Raw genomic sequence first — 12,801 nt, forward strand, 5'->3', positions numbered from 1 at the left:
GGTCGCTGTTTTCAGGCTGCTCCGCTCAGTGTCACAACAGTGGTGCGAGTCCTGTCGTGTGTAGTGCACGTTGCTGACTTCACCGTCACCACGACGTACACGGGGTCGATGACCCCTCGATGGGAAGGGATCCAGATGAGAGTGGTTGTCGCAGGGGCCACAGGGTTGATCGGCTCCAGCACGGTTGCCAGGCTCCGTGAAAACGGGGTGCAGGTCGTGCCCGTTTCACGCCGCCATGGCGTCGACGTGATCACAGGGAACGGTCTCGACGAGGCCTTGCGGGCGGCTGAGGTGGTGGTGGACCTCACCGATGCGCCGGCGCGCACTGAGGAAGCCGGTCTGCGGTTCTTCCGCACCGCGACGACCAACCTCCTGGCCGCGGCGGCCTCGGCCGGCGTCGAGCATCACGTGGTCCTGTCGGTGGTGGGAGCCGAGCGGCTGCGGTCGGGTTACTTCCTCGCGAAAGAATTGCAGGAGTACCAGGTACGAAAGTCTCCGATCCCTCATTCGATCGTGCGTGCTGCGCTGTCCTTCGAGTCCCTCGAGGCCATGGCTGTCGCAGACACACACCCGGACGGGGTCCACGTCGCGCCTGCGCTGGTCCGTCCCGTGGCGACGGACGACATCGCCGCTGCGGTCGCGCATGTCGCTGTGGGACTGCCACTGTTCGGCACACTCGAGGTGGCCGGCCCCGAGGAGTACCGCCTTGACGACCTCACGGCGAAGCTCCTCGCCGCCAAGGGCGACGCCAGAAGTGTTGTCACCGATGCGCGCGCCAGGCTCTTCGCCGCCGAAGTGGGGAGACGCGCGCTTCTGCCCGAACCGGGCGCCAACATCGGTCACACGACCTTCAGCGCGTGGCTCGCGCAGCGCTGACGCGCGCGGACGCGGCGACGGCCTCCCCACGCACATCCCTTCCGGACGGCCGCCAAAGCGCACTCGTGGCCGCAGCCGCCGTCCGTCTTCTCCTCCCCACGCCTTGGCAGGAAGGCCGCAATCAGTGATTTGACCCGGCCCACAGAGTCCTCCGCGACCAGTGAATGGCAGGCCTGCCGAGAAGATCCGCACAGGTCAATCCTGGCGCTACGGCGTGCGTACCGTCAGTGGTTGTGTCCGAGGGGGAGTTGACCGCTGGCAATACGGTCATGGTCGCGCAGGGGCGAACTCCGGCTGTCGACCCAGCCGTCGTCACCCAGTGGATCAACGAGGCACAACGAGACAAGGAAGCAGCACAGAAGAAGCTCGACGGGCTCGCCAACGGTGACCGGCCTTCCCGCCAGAACCAAAGCTCCGTTCTCGGGCGGAGATCCTGGACTGCCAGGCTGCGGCCCCATACGCCCCGCCTCCCTTGTGGCGTCCGCACACATGCCCTCCCACGCACCTTTTGCCTATCGTGTGCGCCGCGCCGCATAACGGCGTGAAGCGTGGGCGAGGGGGCCAGGACATGCAATACAGACGCAGCCGTGAAGGCCGGTGGCGGCTGCTGCTCGCTCTCCTGATGGCGGTGGTGGCGGGACTGCCGGCTGCCGGCGGCACCGCGTCCGCCGCCGAGCCGCCCCCTTACCTCACCCTCGAGGCGAGCTACGCAGCGGGCACTGTCACCAACGGCTGGGAACGCGTAGAGCGCTATCTCGACACCACCACCGGATTCCGCGCCGAGGGCTACCCGCCGGACGGCCGCGGCGACCAGGACGGACAGCGCGTGACGTACTTCGGCGGCGTCTTACGCCCGTACTCCGGCCGCTTCCTGCTCTACTCGGCCCCCGGCTGGAACACCGGCACCCGTACCACGCCGGTCCTCCTCGTCCACGGCGCGAACGACACCGCGGACCGTGCCTGGGCCAATCCGGGTGAGGCGGGCGGCTACGGCTGCGGCACCGCGTCCTGCCCGTCCACCGGGCTGATGCAGTACCTGGCCGGGCGTGGCCACCGCGTCTTCGCCGTCGGCTTCGCGCACAAGCAGGGCGACAACCTGATGCAGGCGCAGATCGTCGGCGACGCGATCGCCGTCATCAAGGCGAAGCTGGGCGTCGGCAAGGTCGACCTCGTCGGCTGGAGCAAGGGCGAGATGTCGACCCGCGCATACGTGTCGTCCCTGAAGCCGAGCTGGGGACGGGCGTACGCCGGCGACGTACGCAGGCTGATCACCGTCGGCGGTCCGAACGGCGGCTACGACTACCCGTACGCCCACGGCTGGTCGCACGACTTCTCCATCTGGCCCGAGTGTGGAGGGAAGGTCAACGCCCCCTCCCCGCACTCGCACATGACGTGCTACGGCTTGTACACCTCGCACCCCGAGTTCTCCATGACGCCCTCCGGCGGCCATGACGACTACCCCGGCCAACGCCAGATGCTGGCCCGCTGGGACAGTGTGTACGGAGTCGACGGCGCCACCCAGGACTGGTACACGACGTACTACGGCGGCCAGGGCTTCTACACCGCGGGCAGCGGCATCCAGGCCGCCATCGACGCCGGCTCACTGATCACGCCGCTGCACAACGCCGGAGTACCCGCATCCGTCACCACCTACCTGCTGGCCGGCGGATCCCCGAACGTCCTCGGCATCTTCAACGAGAACCGGGGGCCCAGCGACGGTGTCGTCTTCATCGCCAGCGCGCTCGACACCACCGGCATCCCCACGGTCGGCGGCACGGCCACCATCGCCGGCGCCAACCACCTCGAGCTGGGATGGAACAACTCGGCCGCCGCCCAGATCGCCACTTGGCTCTCGTAAAGGACCCCGCATGACCACAGGCAGCATCCGTACCCGCCGCGTGCCCACCGATCGTCTCACCGTCGGGATCACCGAGATCCGGGCCGAAGGCGAACCGGTCCTCTTCGTTCACGGCAACGTCTCCTCCTCGGCCTTCTGGCACACCATCCTGCCCCTCCTCCCGGACCGCTACCGCCCCATCGCGCTGGACCTGCGCGGCTTCGGCAGCACCGACCCGCTGCCCATCGACGCGACGCGCGGCCTGCGCGACCACGCCGACGACCTCGCCGCTCTGCTGGTGGCCCTCGGGCTCGACCGGGTACACCTGGTGGGCTGGTCCATGGGCGGGGGCGTGATCATGCAGTACCTGTGCGACCACCCGGCCGCGGTGCGCTCCCTGACCCTGGTCAACCCGGTCTCCCCGTACGGCTTCGGCGGTACGCACGGTGTGGAGGGAACCCTCAACTCCGAGGACGGGGCGGGCTCGGGCGGCGGCACGGCCAACCCGGAGTTCGTCGCGCGGCTCGCCAAGGGCGACCGCGGTGAGGACTCCCCGCTCTCACCCCGCTCCGTCCTGGCGAACTGCTATGTCAAGCCGCCATGGCGCCCCGAGCACGAGGACGAGTACGTCACGTCCATGCTCACCACGCGGACGGGCGACGACCACTACCCGGGCGACAGCGTGGCGTCCGCCGTCTGGCCGGGCGTCGCACCCGGCACCCGCGGGGTCCTCAACTGCCTTTCGCCGCTCTGCTTCCGCATCGACGAGTTGCATCTGATCGACCCCAAGCCGCCGGTGCTGTGGATACGCGGCGAGGACGACGTGATCGTCTCGGACACCTCGATGTTCGACCTCGCACACCTGGGCTCGATCGGCGCGGTGCCGGGCTGGGACGGGACCCCGGCCCAGCCGATGGTGGCGCAGACACGCCATGTCCTGAACCGCTACGCGACAAGCGGCGGAGCGGTACGGGAGGTCGCCGTGGCCGGCGCCGGCCACGCCGTGCACCTGGAACGCCCCGAGGAGTTCGGCGCGGCACTGCTGGGAATCCTGTCGGCATGACGGTATGCACCACTGAGCTGGGCGCCGTGCGCGGCAGCCTGTCCGCGGACGGCGTGGCGTCCTTTCTGGGCATCCCTTACGCCGCCCCGCCCTTTGGCCCTCTTCGCTTTCGCGCACCGTGTCCCCCTGAGCCCTGGACAGGCGTACGGGACGCCACGGCCTACGGTCCGACGGCGCCGCACGCGCCCTACGCACCGCCCTTCGACGCCCTCATCCCGGAGGACGTCATCCCTGGTGAGGAGTGTCTGAACCTCAACGTCTGGACCCCCGCCCCGGGGCCGGGGGCCGGCCTGCCGGTGATGGTGTGGCTGCACGGCGGGGCGTTCTCCAACGGCTCGGGCTCGGCATCGGCGTACGACGGCAGCGCCTTCGCTCGCGACGGGGTCGTCTGCGTCACCCTCAATTACCGCCTGGGCACGGATGGTTTCCTCCATCTTCCCGGCGTCCCCGACAACCGCGGTCTCCTGGACCAGTTGGCCGCCCTGCGTTGGATCCGCGCCAACATCGCCTCCTTCGGCGGCGACCCCGATCAGGTGACGGTCTTCGGTGAATCGGCGGGCGCCATGAGCATCGGCGTCCTGCTGGCCACGGGCTCGGCACGCGGCCTGTTCCGCCGGGCGATCCTGCAGAGCGGCGGCTGTCACCACTTCCTCCGCCCGTCCTCGGCGGTCCTGATCGCGGCCCGCCTGGCCACGAAGCTCGGCATCGAGCCGACTTCGGAGGCCTTCGCCGCAGTCCCCCTCACCGACCTCCTTCCCGCCCAGGCCGAACTCCGCGCCGAGGTGGGCGCCCTCCCGGATCCGGCCCTGTGGGGCGAGGCGGCGCTCAACATGATGCCTTTCGAACCGGTGACCGTCGGTCCGGCCCTTCCCGGCCCCGACTGCGGCGTCGACCTCCTGATCGGCAGCAACCACGAGGAGTACCGGCTCTTCCTGGTTCCCACAGAGCGCCTCGAGGCCTTCCCCGAACCGCGACTGCGCGCCATGGCGGCTGCCTACGGCGTGGACCCGGACAAGGCCCTCCCCGTCTACCGCGCCACCCGCCCCACCGCCGCCCCGGGCGAGCTCCTGGACGCGGTGGCGACGGACTGGTTCTACCGGATCCCCGCCATCCGTCTGGCCGAGTCCGTCCCGGGTTCGCACCTGTACGAATTCGCCTGGCGCTCCCCGCGGTTCGGCGGCCGCCTCGGCGCATGCCACGCCCTGGAACTGGCCTTCGTCTTCGACCGCCTCCACGACCCGTCGTACGCCCCGATGCTCGGCACCCACCCACCCCAGGCTCTCGCGGACGCGATGCACGCAGCGTGGGTCTCCTTCGCGAAGACCGGCGACCCCGGCTGGCCCGCGTACGACACGACCACCCGCACGACGATGGTCTTCGCCGACGACCCCGCTCCGGAGGACGACCCACGGAGGGAGGAACGCCTGCTCTGGGAAGGTGTGCGCTAGTACGGCAACGGTGTTTGCCTGAAGCCGGACTTCGCCCGCCTTTCGGTGTCGGCGGCCACGGAGGCGGCCTCGCCCCGGCGGCGCAGGTGCCGGGCCTCCGCGCCGCCGGTCAGGACCCCGGGTCCTGGCTGAGTTGGCGCTGAAGGCTGCGTGTGAGGTGCTCCGCCATGGCTTCCGCGGCACGGTCGGGCTTGTGGCGCAGTATCGCGCGTACGACACGTTCGTGTTCCGCCAGCGTTGGGTCGTCGGCGCTCCTGGCACTTCTGAGTCGGAAGACATGCAGATGGGAGTGGAGCCGCTCCACCGCATCGACGAGCAGCGGACGTTGCGAGGCCATCGCGATCGCGTCGTGAAACCGCTGGTCGAGAGCGGCGAAGTCGCGGTAGTCCGCGTACCGCCCCGTCGGCCCCGGATGAATCTGCATCTCTTCCACGAGCCGCTCGATGGAGTCGAGTTGCTCCTCGGCGGCGTTGATGGCGGCGAGCGCCGCCGCTCTCGGTTCCAGGAGAAGCCGCATTTCGAAGAGCTCCTCGAGGCCCTCGCTGGTCAGCAACTCGGTCGCCCGGTACCCGGAGAGCGACCTTTTCACCACAAGTCCGTCGGACTCGAGCCTGGCCAGCGCCTCGCGGATGGGCGTCGGCGAGACGCCGAGAGCACGCGACAGCGCCTCGATCCCCACGCGTGCGCCAGGGGCGATCTCATGGTCCATGACCATGGCCTTGATCTGCTCGTAGACGCTGTCCGAAAGGACCTGGCGACCAGGACCGGCGGATTGGCTTCTTCCTTCGGACTCCGAGGCCCTGGCAGAGGAACTGTCATGCGGCGACATCCGTTCTCCTGCTCCTGCTGCTCCAGGGGTGTCGGGACGAGAGCAGTTTACCCAAGTGAGGGCGTTGCCCGGCTCTGCCTCGGTCGCGCGGCCACCCCGGTGCCCGTGGCCCCCAGCCCGGGCTCATCCTGCGTTCGGCTTCGGCGATCAGGCCTCGACCGTGGCGAAGACCTGCCTCTGCCACCCCAGGCCGTCGATCTCCAGCTCGGCCGTGTCGCCGGTGCGGAGGTAGGGAGTGCCGGGCAGGCCCAGTGCCACGCCGGCCGGGGTGCCGGCAGGAAGGACCGTGTTTGTGTGGCGCAGGCGTCGGCGGCGTCAAGGCACGCGCAGCCAGTAGGCGTTCACCGCCGTGCCGCCGAAAACGCCAACCCGTCGGTGATCCGTGCGGGGTCCGGGGACAACGGGATTCCTTTCGCGCAGAAGTACAGAGGCGTGGGGGCCACGGCCGGACACCCGGCCACTTCGGTCCGGCGCCGTATTTCGCAGGACACCCGTCCGTCGGGTCTCACGGCATGAGGAACACCTGCTCCATCGAGGCCCACCACTCCCCCGGTGCCGCCTCCTCCACCCGCTGCTGGCATGGTGCGGTGCACCGCCACCAAGCCTGCGTCGCCTCGTCGGCGGCCATGCGGGCCATGTCCGCGGCCAAATCGTCACCGTGGTATTCGAAGTAGCCGAACAGCAGGTCGCCGAGCAGGTGGATCGAGTAATTCCTGATGTGGCAGTCCCGCAGTGTGTCCAGCACCGGCCGGGGTACGTTGCGGTGCAGCTCGCGGTACTTCTCCAGCTCCTCCGGGCGGACCCGGACCACCTGCGCCACGCGCTTCATCCCCTGTCCCCCTCCGCGGTCACTGCCGAGATCGCGCGGTCGTGGATGATGCGGATGATCTGGCCGCTCATCCGTTCGTAATCACGGTCGTTGTCGACCTCGCCGCGGATGCGGTGGTCGGCCATGACGACGACACGGTCCGCCAGGGTGATCATCTCGGCGAGGTCGCTGCTGATCAGCAGGATCGGCAGACCCCCGCGGGCCAGCTCCCAGAGGAGCTCGTGGAAACCGTGCTTGGTACGCACATCGACGCCCACCGTCGGCTCGTCGACGATCAGCAGCCGGGTGTCGGCCGCGAGCCATTTCGCCAGACTCACTTTCTGCTGGTTGCCTCCGGACAGTTCACCGGCGTTCTGCTCGAGCCCCGAGATACGGATGCCGAGGCGTTCGACCAGGTCCTGCGCCACGTTCCGCTCCTCAGGGGCGGAGACGAACCCGAGGGCCTTGGCCAGCTTCTTCCACACGGTGACCGTGATGTTCCGGTGGATGGGCTGCTCGAGGAAGACGCCCTCTTCCTTGCGGTTCTCGGTCAGGTAGCCGATGCCGAACTCGTGCAGCGCCTGTCGAGGGGAAGCGATCCGGGCCTGCTTGCCGTGCACCCTGATCTCGCCGCCGCTGACGCGGTCGAGGCCCAGAACGGCCTTGATCAGTTCGCTGCGCCCGGCGCCGACGAGTCCGTAGAGACCGACGATCTCACCGGGCCGCACCTCCAGGGAGATCTCCTGGTGGCCGTCGGCGGTCGAGATCCCGTCGAGCGCAAGGACCGGGGCGGCCGTCCGGTCCGGTGTGCGCGGCCGCATCTCGGTCGCCGCGTGCGCGCGGCCCACCATCAGGTTCACGACGTCGTCGTGTGTGTGGTCGGCGAGCGGTGAGGATTCCAGCACGGACCTGCCGTCGCGCAGCACTGTGACGGTGTCGCAGATCGCGAAGACCTCTTCGAGCTTGTGGCTCACGAAGACGACACACGTGCCACGCGTGGTCAGCCGCCGGACGACCTCGAAGAGGCGTTCCGCCTCCTGCGGGGACAGGGAGGCGGTCGGCTCGTCGAGAAGCAGCACCTTGCTCTCGGTGTGGAGCGCCTTCGCGATCTCCACCAACTGCTGCTGGGCCACGGACAGTTCGCGGACCGGCCGGTGCGGGTCGAGGTCCAGGCCCAGCTCCGCGAGACAGCGCAGGGCGGGCGCGTTCATGGCCTCCCGGTCCACGAGCCCGCGGCGCGAGGGAGGGCTCTGCAGCGTGATGTTCTCCGCCACCGAGAAGTCGGGTATGAGGTTACGTTCCTGGTGGACGACGCCGATGCCGGTTCGGATCGCCTCCAGCGGCGAGCGCAGGTGGACCTCTTCGCCACGCCAGGTGAGCCGGCCGCCGTCGGGCGTGTGGACGCCGGTCAGGACCTTGATGAGGGTGGACTTGCCCGCGCCGTTCTCGCCCAGAAGCGCGTGCACGGATCCGGCCGTCAGCCGCAGGCCGACGCCATCCAGGGCCCGTACTCCGGGGAAGACCTTGACAATCTCCCGGCATTCGAGAAGGACGTCGCTCATCGCACACCTCCCGCGTTCGGCAGGGCGGCGTCGGCCGTCGGTCCCTGGTCGACCGGTGCCGGCGGGGTACGCCCTTGTGCCTTGCCCTTCTTTTCCAGATGTGTCTGGTGGATGCGGCCGCCGACCACCGTGCCGAGCACGACCAGGCCGATGAGGAAGTTCACCCAGCTCGGGTCGAGCGAGAACTGGGCGCGCGCGGCGTCGATGAGCCGCATGACGAACGCCGCCAGTACCGTGCCGAACACCGCGACGGATCCGCCGTTGAGCGCCACACCTCCGATGATCGGAGCGGCGAAGCTCGGCAGCAGCCAGTCCCCTCCGACGCTGCGGTTGACGCCGGGCAGCGACGCCGTTGCGGTCACGGCGGCGACGCCGACCAGGAGACCCGACAGGGTGTGGGCGAGCACGATCTGCCGGTCGGTCGAGATGCCCGACAGTCGCGCCGCCAGCGGGTTGCCGCCCGCCGCGAGGAGTCGCCGACCGGCGGTCGCGCGGTGCATGAACGCGGCCAGCAGGGCCGCCGCGGCGACCGCGACGAGGAACACCAGCGGGAGGTTCAGCGGGGCCGCCCGGCCGAGCTCCTTGAGAGTTGGGGAGTAGCCGTCGATGGTCCGCGTGCCCGCCAGCCGGTACTGGGCTCCCAGCAGGATGGTCATCGTCCCGAGCGTGACGATGAAGCCGTTGATCCGCGTCGCCACGATGAACACACCGGTCACCAGACCGACCAGCGTCGCCGCGAGGACGCCGGCCGCAACGGCGATCGGTGCGGGGACACCGACGTCTGCCATCAGGACGCCCGTCAGACAGGCCGTGAAACCGCCCAGGGCACCGACCACCAGGTTGAGCTGTCCGACGCACAGAGCGACCATCTGGGCCAGCCCGATGAGGATGGGCGTGGCCAGGTACTGCAGGAAGGTCCGTACCGACGGGCCCTGGAAGAACTCGCCCGACGAGGCGACACCCAGGGCGAGGTATCCGGCCAGCGTCACGCACAGCAGCGTCATGGTCGTGGAGCGGGAGAAGCGGCGCAGGACCGCGCCGGTACGGGCTCCGCGATCGTTGATCGTGATCACGTGGAGCGCACCACCTTGCGATAGGACACGACGGTGCGCACCCGGTCGGCCGACAGGGCCAGCAGGAGGACGCAGCCGAGGTAGATGTTCAGGCTTTCGAGACCGACGCCGAGCAGGTCCAGGCCCTTGCGGATGACGCCGACCAGGGAGGTGCCCAGCAGCGCGCCGAGTACGGAGACGACGCCGCCGGTGAGGAGAGTGCCGCCGAGGACCGCCCCGAGGAACGAAGGCAGCATGAAGTCGTCGCCGATGGAGGCGCGGAACGTGCCGGTGCCGACGGCGGCCATGAAGCCGGCGAGCGCGGCGAGCAGACCGGAGAGGGTGTGCGCGAGGATCACGCGGCGGCCGGTGGGGATGCCCGAGAGCTCCGCGGCCGCGGGGTTGGCCCCGGTCAGCAGAAGCTCCCGGCCCATGCGGGTGCAGGTGTACAGGAAACCGAGGCCGCCCAGCGCCAGGACCGTGAACTGGGCCAGCTGCGGGACGGCCGGGGATCCGCAGACGGGACCGATGCAGATGTCGGCAAGTGAGCTGGAGCGAAGGTCCATGAGCCCGTTCGGCTGCGTGGTGAAGGCCGCGTTCTCGGTCAGCGCCGAGTAGAGCAGGGAGACGAGTCCCAGCAGGGCGAAGTCCATGGCCAGGGTGACCACGAAGGAGCTCACGCCGGTACGGGCGATGATCCAGCCGGTCAGAGCGCCGATGGTGGCGCCGGCGAACAGGCAGACGAACAAGCCGAGTTGAAGCGGCAGACCGAGCCGGTCGTAACCGAGGCCCGCGAAGAGAGCGCCGAAGGCCGCCATCCGGCCGACGGCGAGGTTCATGTGTCCCACGGAGAGGACCACCATCTGGGCGAGTGCCACCACGGTGAGCGTCGAGATGTCCCGCAGCAGGGGGAACAGCACGAGCCGCTCGTCGAGGAACGCCGGCCGCAGGACGCCGAACAGCGCTGCGAGGGCAACGATGAGCACCAGCAGACCGAGCCGCTGGTTCACCCAGAACGGCAGCCGGCGCGCAGGCTGCGGCGCGGCGGCCACCTCCTCGGCGCGGCTGTCGTTTTCCGATGCCGTGACGGGTGTCCTCATGCCACCCTCCTGTTGTCGATGGCATCCATGTCCCAGTCGATCCCGATCCCCGGCACGTCCGGTGCCACGGCCAGGCCGTCACGGACCGTCAGTTCGGTGTGCGTTACCGCTCTCAGCTGCGGGATGTACTCGACGAACATGCCGTTGGGCACCGCGGCGGCCAGGCTGACATGCAGTTCCATCAAAAAGTGCGGGCAGACCATGGCGTTGTGGCTCTCCGCCGTGTGCGCGACCTTCAGCCACGGCGTAATGCCGCCGATGCGCGCGGCGTCGACCTGCACGACGGAGGCGGCGCCCGACTCCAGGTACGTGCGGAACTGCATGGCGGAGTACATGGACTCGCCGACGGCGACGGGAATCCTCGTCGCGGCCGCCAGCCGGGCGTGTCCGCTGATGTCGTCGGCCGGGAGGGGCTCCTCGAGCCAGTACGGGCCGTAGGGCTCGAGGGCGGCCGCGAGTTGGAGCGCCGAGGAGATGGTCTGTGACTGGTTGGCGTCGGTCATGATGTGCATCGAGGGACCGACCGCCTCGCGGACGGCACGCAGCCGCTCGGCGTCCTCGGCCACGTGCGGCTTTCCCACCTTGATCTTGACGCCCGCCCACCCGGCCTTCTGCGCCTCGAGCGCCGAATCGACCAGGTCGTCGGTGCTCAGGTGGAGCCAGCCTCCTTCGGTGTCGTAGAGCGGGACTTCCTGGCGGTGGCCTCCGGCCAGGCGCCACAGCGGTTCGCCGGCGCGCTTGCAGCGCAGGTCCCACAGGGCGGTGTCCACGGCGGCGAGGGCGAGGGAGGTGATGGCTCCGGTGGTGGTGGCCCGCGTCGTGGCGAACAGCCGCTTCCACAGTGCTTCGACGTTGCGGGCATCCGCTCCGATGAGCAGGGGCAGCAGGTGCTCCCGAAGCAGCGCCAGGACGGACGACCCGCCGGTGCCGATCGTATAGGCGTAGCCGGTTCCCTGGAGGCCGTCCCCGGTGGTGACTTCGACGAGGATCGTCTCCTGCTTGACAAAGGCCTGCACGGCGTCCGTGCGGTCCTTCTCCACCGCGATGTCGGCGAGCAGCGCCGTGGCGGTCGTGATGATGGTCATCGTGCGAGTCCGCTTTCCGTAGCGCCGTCGGTGGTCACTTGCAGACCAGGAACGTGCTTGCGAACTGCTCCTTGAGCTGCTCGGTCTTCGACTTCCTGGCCGTGTCATAGGTGCCGACGTTCGCCTTGGTGACCACGAACGATCCGGAGTCGATGATCTGGCCCGGGTTGCGCATGGTGCACTGCTTCGTCTGTAGCAGTGCCAGCGCCCAAGTTCCGACCTCGGCCTGTCCCACGGGGTTCTGCACCACGGTTGCGGCGACCGAGCCGTCCTTGATCGCGCTGAGGATCTTGGCGTCGTCGTCGATGGCGACGACCTTGGCCTTGGATCCGGAGTTCTTGACCGCGTCGGCGGCGGCGACGGCGGGGTTGTAGGCGGTGGTGACGATGCCCTGGATCTGGTTGCCCTTGGCCGCGAGGAGGTCGGAGACGGCCTTCTGCGCGGTCTGCAGGTCCTTGTCGACGTCGGTGATGGTTTGCAGCAGCTTCACCTTGCCGCCGGACTCCTTCACCGCCTTGGCCACGCCCTTGATCCGCAGCTGCGTGTTGGCGTCCACGTTGTTGCCGGTGAGGTGGACGAGCGTGCCCTTGCCGCCCATTGCGTCGATCGTGGTCCTGGCCGCCTTGTAGGCGGCGACCTCCACGTCCGTGGACAGGCAGAAGTCGGCCTTGTCGGTGCCTCCGGCCGGGCAGGAGGCGAGCGAAGCCACAGCGAATCCTTGCGACTTGAGATCCGCGAAGGTGGTGTTGATGTCAGTGGGCGACACCCCGAAGATCCCGAACGCGTTGTAACCGCGCGCCGCGAGCGTGGAGACCAGGTTGTCCTGCTTCTGCTGGTCCCACTCGGAGGTCTCGTCGAAAGTCACGTCCCCGAGGCCGTACTCCTTCTTCGCGGCGGCGCCCGCCGCCTTCCAGGGCTGGAAGTACGGGTGGGCACCGCCGGGCACGAGGGCCACCTTGGTGCCCGACCCGTCGGCCAGCTCCGCCGTGCCGGTGCCGGCCGTGCCGGACACGGGGGCCTGGGTGCCCGAAGGCGCGTCGGACGACTTGATGGTGCATGCCGCCGAGCCCGCCATGAGCACAGCGGCAGCGACAACTCCTGGCAGAACGGAACGGGTCGGGGGACGCATCTCCACCACTCT

Annotated in this window: 11 protein-coding genes and 1 pseudogene; 4 read left to right on the top strand and 8 right to left on the bottom strand. The window is 69.3% G+C overall.

What is annotated here, in order from left to right; translation table 11 throughout:
- Positions 1 to 135 precede the first annotated feature (135 nt).
- From ACFYXB_RS20215 to ACFYXB_RS20230, 4 genes are all read left to right on the top strand, one after another.
- Entirely contained in the window at positions 136 to 876 is a 741-nt protein-coding gene (locus ACFYXB_RS20215; RefSeq protein WP_389584089.1) for an SDR family oxidoreductase, read from the top strand.
- 568 nt (positions 877 to 1,444) lie between these two features.
- Positions 1,445 to 2,734, top strand: a complete 1,290-nt coding sequence (locus ACFYXB_RS20220; protein WP_389584092.1) for an esterase/lipase family protein — start codon at positions 1,445 to 1,447, stop codon at positions 2,732 to 2,734.
- A gap of 10 nt (positions 2,735 to 2,744) precedes the next feature.
- Positions 2,745 to 3,776: an alpha/beta fold hydrolase gene (locus ACFYXB_RS20225; RefSeq protein WP_389584095.1), complete on the top strand. Its 1,032-nt coding sequence runs from the start codon at positions 2,745 to 2,747 to the stop codon at positions 3,774 to 3,776.
- On the top strand, positions 3,773 to 5,224 hold the full coding sequence (locus ACFYXB_RS20230) for a carboxylesterase/lipase family protein (protein ID WP_389584097.1): 1,452 nt from the start codon (positions 3,773 to 3,775) through the stop codon (positions 5,222 to 5,224). The genes ACFYXB_RS20225 and ACFYXB_RS20230 overlap by 4 nt, the downstream gene beginning before the upstream one ends.
- Positions 5,225 to 5,333: 109 nt before the next feature.
- On the opposite strand, the gene ACFYXB_RS20235 is transcribed toward ACFYXB_RS20230, so the two are convergent.
- From ACFYXB_RS20235 to ACFYXB_RS20270, 8 genes and pseudogenes are all read right to left on the bottom strand, one after another.
- Positions 5,334 to 6,053, bottom strand: coding sequence for a GntR family transcriptional regulator (locus ACFYXB_RS20235; RefSeq protein WP_351358086.1), 720 nt, complete (start codon positions 6,051 to 6,053; stop codon positions 5,334 to 5,336).
- Positions 6,054 to 6,200: 147 nt separating this feature from the next.
- A pseudogene (locus tag ACFYXB_RS20240) lies at positions 6,201 to 6,338 on the bottom strand (2-hydroxyhepta-2,4-diene-1,7-dioate isomerase); the annotation flags it as partial.
- A gap of 220 nt (positions 6,339 to 6,558) precedes the next feature.
- Positions 6,559 to 6,882 carry an L-rhamnose mutarotase gene (locus ACFYXB_RS20245; RefSeq protein ID WP_389584099.1) on the bottom strand — a complete coding sequence of 108 codons (324 nt, stop codon included), beginning with the start codon at positions 6,880 to 6,882 and terminating at the stop codon, positions 6,559 to 6,561.
- On the bottom strand, positions 6,879 to 8,423 hold the full coding sequence (locus ACFYXB_RS20250; protein WP_389584101.1) for a sugar ABC transporter ATP-binding protein: 1,545 nt from the start codon (positions 8,421 to 8,423) through the stop codon (positions 6,879 to 6,881). The genes ACFYXB_RS20245 and ACFYXB_RS20250 overlap by 4 nt, the downstream gene beginning before the upstream one ends.
- Positions 8,420 to 9,496, bottom strand: a complete 1,077-nt coding sequence (locus ACFYXB_RS20255; protein ID WP_389584104.1) for an ABC transporter permease — start codon at positions 9,494 to 9,496, stop codon at positions 8,420 to 8,422. The genes ACFYXB_RS20250 and ACFYXB_RS20255 overlap by 4 nt, the downstream gene beginning before the upstream one ends.
- A complete protein-coding gene (locus ACFYXB_RS20260; protein ID WP_389584106.1) occupies positions 9,493 to 10,575 on the bottom strand; it encodes an ABC transporter permease in 1,083 nt (360 codons plus the stop codon). The genes ACFYXB_RS20255 and ACFYXB_RS20260 overlap by 4 nt, the downstream gene beginning before the upstream one ends.
- A complete protein-coding gene (locus tag ACFYXB_RS20265; protein ID WP_351358071.1) occupies positions 10,572 to 11,660 on the bottom strand; it encodes a mandelate racemase/muconate lactonizing enzyme family protein in 1,089 nt (362 codons plus the stop codon). Before ACFYXB_RS20265 ends, ACFYXB_RS20260 begins: the two co-directional genes overlap by 4 nt.
- Before the next feature lie 34 nt (positions 11,661 to 11,694).
- Positions 11,695 to 12,789, bottom strand: coding sequence for a sugar ABC transporter substrate-binding protein (locus ACFYXB_RS20270; protein ID WP_389584109.1), 1,095 nt, complete (start codon positions 12,787 to 12,789; stop codon positions 11,695 to 11,697).
- Between the last annotated feature and the right edge of the window lie 12 nt (positions 12,790 to 12,801).

The sequence above is a fragment of the Streptomyces sp. NPDC002619 genome (genome assembly GCF_042889305.1).
GTDB lineage: Bacteria > Actinomycetota > Actinomycetes > Streptomycetales > Streptomycetaceae > Streptomyces.

What these genes read in the sequence shown, in the direction of transcription:
- ACFYXB_RS20235 (WP_351358086.1), bottom strand. Translation starts at nt 6,053, where the DNA reads ATGTCGCCGCATGACAGTTCCTCTGCCAGGGCCTCGGAGTCCGAAGGA.
- ACFYXB_RS20225 (WP_389584095.1), top strand. Translation starts at nt 2,745, where the DNA reads ATGACCACAGGCAGCATCCGTACCCGCCGCGTGCCCACCGATCGTCTC.
- ACFYXB_RS20270 (WP_389584109.1), bottom strand. Translation starts at nt 12,789, where the DNA reads ATGCGTCCCCCGACCCGTTCCGTTCTGCCAGGAGTTGTCGCTGCCGCT.
- ACFYXB_RS20245 (WP_389584099.1), bottom strand. Translation starts at nt 6,882, where the DNA reads ATGAAGCGCGTGGCGCAGGTGGTCCGGGTCCGCCCGGAGGAGCTGGAG.
- ACFYXB_RS20250 (WP_389584101.1), bottom strand. Translation starts at nt 8,423, where the DNA reads ATGAGCGACGTCCTTCTCGAATGCCGGGAGATTGTCAAGGTCTTCCCC.
- ACFYXB_RS20215 (WP_389584089.1), top strand. Translation starts at nt 136, where the DNA reads ATGAGAGTGGTTGTCGCAGGGGCCACAGGGTTGATCGGCTCCAGCACG.
- ACFYXB_RS20220 (WP_389584092.1), top strand. Translation starts at nt 1,445, where the DNA reads ATGCAATACAGACGCAGCCGTGAAGGCCGGTGGCGGCTGCTGCTCGCT.
- ACFYXB_RS20230 (WP_389584097.1), top strand. Translation starts at nt 3,773, where the DNA reads ATGACGGTATGCACCACTGAGCTGGGCGCCGTGCGCGGCAGCCTGTCC.
- ACFYXB_RS20265 (WP_351358071.1), bottom strand. Translation starts at nt 11,660, where the DNA reads ATGACCATCATCACGACCGCCACGGCGCTGCTCGCCGACATCGCGGTG.
- ACFYXB_RS20260 (WP_389584106.1), bottom strand. Translation starts at nt 10,575, where the DNA reads ATGAGGACACCCGTCACGGCATCGGAAAACGACAGCCGCGCCGAGGAG.